This window comes from Limnochorda sp., assembly GCF_047459355.1.
Classification (GTDB): domain Bacteria; phylum Bacillota; class Limnochordia; order Limnochordales; family Limnochordaceae; genus Limnochorda.
In genome coordinates this window covers 1-7349 of the sequence record NZ_VSCV01000049.1, presented here as the reverse complement: position 1 = coordinate 7349, position 7349 = coordinate 1, and the positions used below count along the sequence as shown (strand labels likewise).

Below are 7349 nucleotides of genomic sequence, written 5' to 3'. Positions count from 1 at the left end.
GCTCTGGCTGGCCCAGATACAGGGCGACCCCTACGCGGCGGCTGTGCGGGTGGGCGCGCCCATCCGCTACCCCTACGTCCACGGGGAGTGGCCCCTGGCCTTCTACCAGACCCTCTTCGCCCGGGTGGAGGGTTCGGCGGAGATGCCGTCGGCCGCCCGGCCCTTCACCTGCCGGGTCCTTCGCTCCCTTCGGGCGCGGGGCGTAGGCATCGCCCAAATCACCCTGCATACCGGCGTCTCCAGCCACGAGCTGGTCCATCCGGTGGTGGAGGCCCACGGGACGTATCCAGAATGGTATGATGTTCCTGACGCGACCGTCCAGGCCATCCATGCCGCCAAGGCGGCCGGGGGCCGGGTGATCGCGGTGGGCACCACGGTGGTCCGGGCCCTGGAGAGCGCAGCCATCGAAGGGGGCGCGGTGAAGCCGGCGACGGGGTTCACCGAGCTCTTCGTCCACCCCGACTATGACCTGAAGGTGGTGGATGGGCTCCTCACCGGGCTGCACGCGCCCGTCACCTCCCACCTGGCCCTGCTCTGTGCCTTCCTGGAGCGGGCGGCGATCTTCCAGGCGTACGGGGAGGCGATGGCCCTGGGCTATCTGTGGCATGAGTTCGGCGACGTCCACCTCATTCTGTGAGCCGTGCATTCGGTGCGTCGCGCGGGCTCGCCTTCTGGCGTGGGCGGACGGGGGACGATCAGCATGGATGCGAACGAGGCCCGGACCCGGGAGCTTCTGGCCCTGAAGACCATCGCGGAGACCCTGAACGAGGCCACCGACCTGGAGCCCATGCTCCAGGGTGTCCTCCCCAAGGTGCTGGAGGCGTTGGGCTTCACCACGGGTTGGATCTTTCTCACCGGGCCCGGCCCCCGGGCCTACCGGCTCATCGCCGATCACGGGCTCCCGCCCGCCCTCTGCCGGGACGCGAAGCGCCCCATGAGCCGGGGCGGGTGTTGGTGCCTCGATGCGTACTGGGGGGGCGGGCTGGAGCGGGCGGCCAACACCATGGAATGCAAGCGCCTGGACGAGGCCCGCCGGCGCCAGTGGGGCGAGACCCACCAGATCAGCCACCATGCGACGGTGCCCCTCGCCTCCGGCAGCGTCCGGTTCGGCCTGCTCAACGTGGCCCACCCAGAGAAGCGGCACTTCTCCCCGCAAGAGCTGGCCTTGCTCGAGTCCGTCGCCCTCCAAATCGGCACGGCCATCGCGCGCGTCCGCCTCCTCCAGGCCCAGCGGGACCAGGCCCGCCTCGAAGAGCGGAACCGCCTGGCCCGGGATCTCCACGACTCCATCTCCCAGTCCCTCTTCTCCCTGAACCTGCTGGCCCAGGGCGCCCGCAAGCTGATCCACCGGGACCCTGAGGAGGCGGCCCGGGCCCTCGAGGAGATCCAGGCCCTGGCCCAGGAGTCCTTGCAGGCCATGCGCTCCCTCATCTGGCAACTCCGCCCTGAAGGCCTCGAACAAGGCCTGATCACCGCCCTGACCCAGTACGGCGCCCGCCTGGGCCTCACGGTGGAGGTTGCCGTGACGGGCGGAGGCGCCGTGCCCCAGGCGGTGGAGGAGGCCCTCTGGCGGATCGGGCAGGAGGCGCTGAACAACGTGCGGCGCCACGCGGGTGTGGACCAGGTGCAGGTCGAGTACGGGCTGGACCGGGAGATGGTCACCCTCACGGTGCGGGATCGGGGCGTGGGCTTTCAGGCCCGGGCTGCCGGCGCTTCGGGCGGTTTCGGCCTCATCGGCATGCGGGAGCGGGCCCAGTCCCTGGGGGGCGATGTGACCGTCCGGAGCCGGCGGGGAGGCGGCACGGAAGTGCGGGCCATCATCCCCCTCCCAGCGGCGTCGGAGGGCGGAGGTGAAGCGCCATGACCCAAGGGAGCGGGCGGCCCATCACGGTCCTCCTGGTCGATGACCATGCGGTGGTCCTCCGGGGCCTGCGCTTCTTTCTCGAAACGGAAGAAGAGATCCAGGTGGTGGGCGAAGCGACGGACGCCGAGACCGCGCTGGAAGCGGTGGAACGCCTGCAGCCGGACGTGGTCCTTATGGACCTGGTGCTGCCCGGGATGGACGGGGTGGCCGCCACCCGGGAGGTGCAGCGCCGCTCCCCCGGCACCAAGGTGATCGTTCTCACCAGCTTCGCGGAGCAGGATCGGGTGGTGCCCGCCATCCAGGCCGGCGCGGCCGGCTACCTCTTGAAGGATGTGGCTCCCGACGTCTTGGTGGAGGCCATCCGGGCCGTCCACCGGGGCGAGGCCCGCCTCCACCCCCGGGTGGCCCAGGCACTCATGCTCCAGGTGGGCCAGCCGCCGGGTCACCCGGCCGCGGCCGCCTCCTCCCTCACCCCCCGGGAGCTGGAGGTGCTCACCCTCCTCACCCGGGGCCTGAGCAACAAGGAGATCGGGGCGGCGCTGGCCATCACCGAGACCACCGTGAAGACCCACGTAAGCAGCATCTTGAGCAAGTTGGGGCTCCAGGACCGGACCCAGGCTGCGGTCTACGCGCTGAAGCACGGGCTCGTCGCGGAGCCTGGGCCCGGCGTTCCCTTGGAGGAGGGCTGAGCGGGCCGGCTCCAAGCTCTGGGCAGGACCTGGACCATCCGCGGGGGACGAGCCCCTGAGATGACTCGCCGGTGGGCAGGACCGGCGGACGGGAGGCGCGCCCGCCTCCGCGGGAACGGAAAACACAAGGTGTAGGGTTGACAACCATTACCATCTACTGTATATTGGGCCTGCAATCGGTCCTGGGCCGGTCCCCCAGACCGGCTCGGGCGAAGAGGGAACCCGGTGCGAATCCGGGACTGCCCCGCAGCGGTGAGCAGGAACGAACGCCGTCATGGGCACTGGGCCGCCAGAGGCCTGGGAAGCGACGGCTAGTAGGTTCGGCGCCCTTCGGGAAGCGCCACTGCCTGCAAGTCCGAAGACCTGCCGATTGCCCTCGCCAGTGGCGAGGTTCACCTTGCGCCTTCGAGGGTAAGGCAGCAAGGGCGTGCGAGGCGTTCGTGGCCCTGCCGGACGCTGGCGGCGTGCCCGCGGGTTGGCCTGCTTCCCGGCCACGGGGCGCCCGTTCCCGCTCTTCCGCCTTGCCTTCCCTCGGGTGCCAGCCACACGAGAGGGAGGCTTTCTTCATGTCTGCCGTCCACCGAGGTGCTTCGTCGCCGGCCCCGGAGCTGGCGTGGGCCGTGGCCGGGATTGAACATGTCTCCTTGGAGACGCTGGCCCAGGCCGCGGCCGGCACGGGGCTGCCCGGCCTCTCCCCCCGGGAGCAGCGCTGGGCCCAGGTGTACGCTGCCCGGGCACTCATCGTGCGCGAGCCCAACTACGCCCGGGTGGCCGCCCGCCTGCTCCTCGACATCGTCTACCACGAGGCGTTGGGTCTGGAGATGAGGGGGGAGCCCCTGGCCTTCGATGAGGTGCGGGCCCGGTACCCGGCGCTCTTCCAGAACGCCGTCCAGTACGGGGTCCGGATCGGGCGGGTCAGCCCGGACCTCCTCCGCTTCGACCTGGACCGGCTCGCCCGGGCCCTCCGCCCCGAGCGGGACCAACTCTTCAGCTACCTGGGCCTCCAGACCCTCTACGACCGCTACTTCATCCATGAGGGCGAGCGCCGCCTGGAGACGCCCCAGCTCTTCTGGATGCGGGTGGCCATGGGTCTGGCCCTCAACGAGGATGACCCCACCCGCCGGGCCATCCAGTTCTACGAGCTGATGTCCACCTTCCGCTTCTGCCCCTCGAGCCCCACCCTCTTCAACGCCGGCACCGTCCACCCGCAGCTGTCCTCCTGCTTCCTCACCACCATCGAAGACGACCTCCACAGCATCTTCATGGGGATCTACAACAACGCCATGCTCTCCAAGTGGAGCGGGGGCCTGGGCAACGATTGGACCCCCGTACGGGCCCTGGGGAGCCATATCCGGGGGACCAACGGCCGGAGCCAAGGGGTGATCCCCTTTCTGAAGGTGGCCAACGACACGGCCATCGCCGTCAACCAGGGCGGCAAGCGGCGGGGGGCCGTCTGCGCCTACCTGGAGACGTGGCACTTGGACCTGGAAGACTTCATGCAGCTCCGCCGGAACACGGGGGATGAGCGCCGGCGGACCCACGACATGCACACCGCCCACTGGATCCCCGACCTCTTCATGAAGCGGGTGGAGGCCGACGGGGAGTGGACCCTCTTCAGCCCCAGCGACGTGCCCGACCTCCACGACCTCTACGGCCGGGCCTTCGAGGAGCGCTACCTGGCCTACGAGGCCATGGCCGACCGGGGTAAGCTCACCCACGTCAAGCGGGTGAAGGCCCGGGAGCTCTGGCGGCGGATGCTCGGGATGCTCTACGAGACGGGCCACCCCTGGATCACCTTCAAGGATGCGGCCAACCTGCGGAACACCCAGGCCCACGCCGGCGTCATCCACAGCTCCAACCTTTGCACCGAGATCCTTCTCAACACCAGCCCCGATGAGGTGGCCGTCTGCAACCTGGGGTCCATCAACCTGGCCTGGCACGTCCGGGAGGGCCGGCTGGATGAGGAGGCTCTCCGGGAAACAGTGACCACGGCGGTGCGGATGCTGGACAACGTCATCGACATCAACTTCTACCCCATCGAGGCGGCCCGCCGGTCCAACCTGCGCCACCGCCCCATCGGCCTGGGTATCATGGGCTTCCAGGACGCGCTTCACAAGCTGCAGATCCCCTATGGGTCCGAGGCGGCCATGGCCTTCGCGGACGAGAGCATGGAGACCATCGCCTACCACGCCATCTTGGCCTCGGCCCACCTGGCCCGGGAACGGGGCCCGTATCCAAGTTACGCCGGCTCCGCCTGGTCCCAGGGGCTCTTGCCCCAGGACACCCTGGAGCGGCTGGAGGCGGAGCGGGGGGTGCCTGTGGAGGTGCCGCGGGGCGGACGGCTGGACTGGACGCCGGTGCGGGAGGCGGTCCGGCGGTACGGCATGCGGAACAGCAACGTCCTCGCCATTGCGCCCACCGCCACCATCTCCAACATCCTGGGCGTCTCCCAGTCCATTGAGCCCGACTACCGGCTCCTCTACACCAAGACCAACCTTTCGGGTGATTTCGCCGTGGTCAACCCCTACCTGGTGGAGGAGCTCCGGGCCCGGGGCCTCTGGGATGAAGAGATGGTGGAGGCGCTGGTCCTCTACGACGGCATCCTGGCGCCCATCGAGCGGATCCCGCCCGAGGTGAAGGAGCGTTTCCGGACCGCCTTCGAGATTGACCCCCGCTGGCTCATCGAGGCGGCCGCCCGGCGGCAGAAGTGGATCGACATGGGCCAGTCCCTCAACCTCTACCTCGCCGAGCCCAGCGGCCGGAAGCTGGACGAGATGTACCGGCTCGCCTGGCGGAAGGGGCTGAAGACCACCTACTACCTGCGGACCTTGGGGGCCTCCCAGGTGGAAAAGTCGACCATTCAGGAGCACCGGCTGGTGGGCGCGCCCCGCTGGCGGCGGGAGGCGAGCCAGCTCGCCCCGGGCCCCGCCGCAGGCCTGGGGGTCGCCCCGGGGACGGACGGTCCCGAGGAGGAGGGGGCCGGCTGTGAGGTCTGCCAGTAAAGGTTCAGGGATGGAGGCGGGTCGGAGCCGCCGTGGGGTGATCGAAACATGGTGGTCCGGGAGGGTGAAGCCTGATGAGCGGCGCTGAGAACCGTCCCTTCGTGCCGGGTCGGCGCTTTGACGCCTCGGAGAAGCGTCTCATCAACTGCGAGACCGTTGATGTGAACCAGCTGATGCCCCTCAAGTACCAGTGGGCCTGGGAGTACTACCTGACGGGCTGCGCCAACCACTGGATGCCCAACGAGGTACCCATGGCCCAGGACATTGAGCTCTGGCGGAGCGGGGCCCTGTCGGAGGCCGAGCGGCACATGATCCTCCGCAACCTGGGCTTCTTCTCCACCGCGGAGAGCCTGGTGGCCAACAACATCATCCTGGCCATCTTCCGCCACGTGACCAACGCCGAGTGCCGCCAGTACCTGCTCCGCCAGGCCTTTGAGGAGGCGGTCCACACCCACGCCTTCCACTACATCGTGGAGAGCTTGGGGCTGGATGAGCGGGAGGTCTTCAACATGTACCGGGAGATTCCCGTCATCCACGCCAAGGACGCCTTCGAGATGGAGCTGACAGCCGCGGTCCTGGACCCTGGCTTCCGCACCGACACCCTGGCCGGCGCCCAGACGTTCCTCGAGAACCTGATCGGCTACTACGTCATCATGGAGGGGATCTTCTTCTACTCAGGGTTTGCCATGATCCTCTCCCTCCACCGGCGGAACCGGATGACGGGCATCGGTGAGCAGTTCCAGTACATCCTGCGGGACGAGACGGTCCACCTCGCCTTCGGCGTGGACCTGATCAACGGCATCAAGGCGGAGAACCCCGAGCTGTGGACGCCCGCCTTCCAGCAGCGGGTGATCGAGACGATCCGCCGGGCGGTGGAGCTGGAGGTCCGGTACGCGGAGGAGGTGCTGCCCCAGGGCGTCATGGGCCTCACCGCCCCCATGTTCCGCGAGTACGTCCAGTCCATCGCCGACCGCCGGCTGGAGCGGCTGGGGCTGCCCGCTCAGTACGGCTCGGCCAACCCCTTCCCCTGGATGGCGGAGACCATCGACCTCTCCAAGGAGAAGAACTTTTTCGAAAGCCGGGTGACCGAGTACCGGAGCGCGGCCACCCTCCAGTGGGATTGAGGCGGCTGTGGGCTGGGCCTGACGGCAGGTGTCACCGGCCGCGGGCTGGATCCAGGCGGGCGGGGGACTCGGTTCCGGGCGGGGCTGGTCCCCAGGGGAGCCGACCCCCGGGGCGAAAGAATGGAGTGGGAGCCACCACCGGAAGGAGGGGACAGGGTGCTTCGCCACAAGGACCGGATCGCGCGCATGACCCTGGAGGAGAAGATCCAGCTCTGTTCGGGGGCCAGCACCTGGACGACCAAGGCCATGCCCCAGCACGGCATCCCGTCCCTCTTCCTGGCCGACGGGCCCCACGGCCTGCGGAAGCAGGTCTCCGAGCAGGGCGATCACCTGGGGATCCACGCGAGCCAGCCGGCCACCTGCTTCCCCACGGCCAGCGCCGTGGCGTCCACCTGGGATCTGGACCTGGTCCGGGAGATGGGGGAGGCCCTGGGCAAGGAAGCGGTCCAGCAGGGCATCAACGTCCTCCTGGGGCCGGGGGTGAACATGAAGCGGAACCCGCTCTGCGGCCGGAACTTCGAGTACTTCAGCGAGGACCCCTACCTGGCCGGCAAAATGGCCGCCGCCTGGATCCAGGGCGTCCAGAGCCAAGGGGTTGGGGTCTCCCTCAAGCACTTCGCGCTGAACAACCAGGAGCTTCACCGGATGAGCACCGACGTGCTGGTCGATG

General features: G+C 69.0%; 6 protein-coding genes and 1 riboswitch. All 6 genes read left to right on the top strand.

The window, feature by feature from the left end; genetic code table 11:
* On the top strand, positions 1 to 637 hold a 637-nt coding region (locus FWJ67_RS10360), incomplete at its 5' end, for an S-adenosylmethionine:tRNA ribosyltransferase-isomerase (protein WP_414482433.1).
* 63 nt (positions 638 to 700) lie between these two features.
* Positions 701 to 1864 carry a histidine kinase gene (locus FWJ67_RS10355; RefSeq protein ID WP_414482786.1) on the top strand — a complete coding sequence of 388 codons (1164 nt, stop codon included), beginning with the start codon at positions 701 to 703 and terminating at the stop codon, positions 1862 to 1864.
* Positions 1861 to 2553 carry a response regulator gene (locus tag FWJ67_RS10350; protein ID WP_414482785.1) on the top strand — a complete coding sequence of 231 codons (693 nt, stop codon included), beginning with the start codon at positions 1861 to 1863 and terminating at the stop codon, positions 2551 to 2553. The genes FWJ67_RS10355 and FWJ67_RS10350 overlap by 4 nt, the downstream gene beginning before the upstream one ends.
* A 171-nt stretch (positions 2554 to 2724) precedes the next feature.
* Positions 2725 to 2939: riboswitch (cobalamin riboswitch) on the top strand.
* Between the two features lie 180 nt (positions 2940 to 3119).
* On the top strand, positions 3120 to 5555 hold the full coding sequence (locus FWJ67_RS10345) for a ribonucleoside-diphosphate reductase subunit alpha (protein ID WP_414482434.1): 2436 nt from the start codon (positions 3120 to 3122) through the stop codon (positions 5553 to 5555).
* 74 nt (positions 5556 to 5629) lie between these two features.
* Positions 5630 to 6679 (top strand): ribonucleotide-diphosphate reductase subunit beta, encoded by a 1050-nt coding sequence (locus FWJ67_RS10340; RefSeq protein WP_304171390.1) that lies wholly within the window; start codon positions 5630 to 5632, stop codon positions 6677 to 6679.
* Positions 6680 to 6865: 186 nt separating this feature from the next.
* Positions 6866 to 7349, top strand: a 484-nt coding sequence (locus tag FWJ67_RS10335; RefSeq protein WP_414482787.1) for a glycoside hydrolase family 3 N-terminal domain-containing protein, incomplete at its 3' end; no start/stop codon positions are given.

What these genes read in the sequence shown, in the direction of transcription:
- FWJ67_RS10350 (WP_414482785.1), top strand. Translation starts at nt 1,861, where the DNA reads ATGACCCAAGGGAGCGGGCGGCCCATCACGGTCCTCCTGGTCGATGAC.
- FWJ67_RS10345 (WP_414482434.1), top strand. Translation starts at nt 3,120, where the DNA reads ATGTCTGCCGTCCACCGAGGTGCTTCGTCGCCGGCCCCGGAGCTGGCG.
- FWJ67_RS10355 (WP_414482786.1), top strand. Translation starts at nt 701, where the DNA reads ATGGATGCGAACGAGGCCCGGACCCGGGAGCTTCTGGCCCTGAAGACC.
- FWJ67_RS10340 (WP_304171390.1), top strand. Translation starts at nt 5,630, where the DNA reads ATGAGCGGCGCTGAGAACCGTCCCTTCGTGCCGGGTCGGCGCTTTGAC.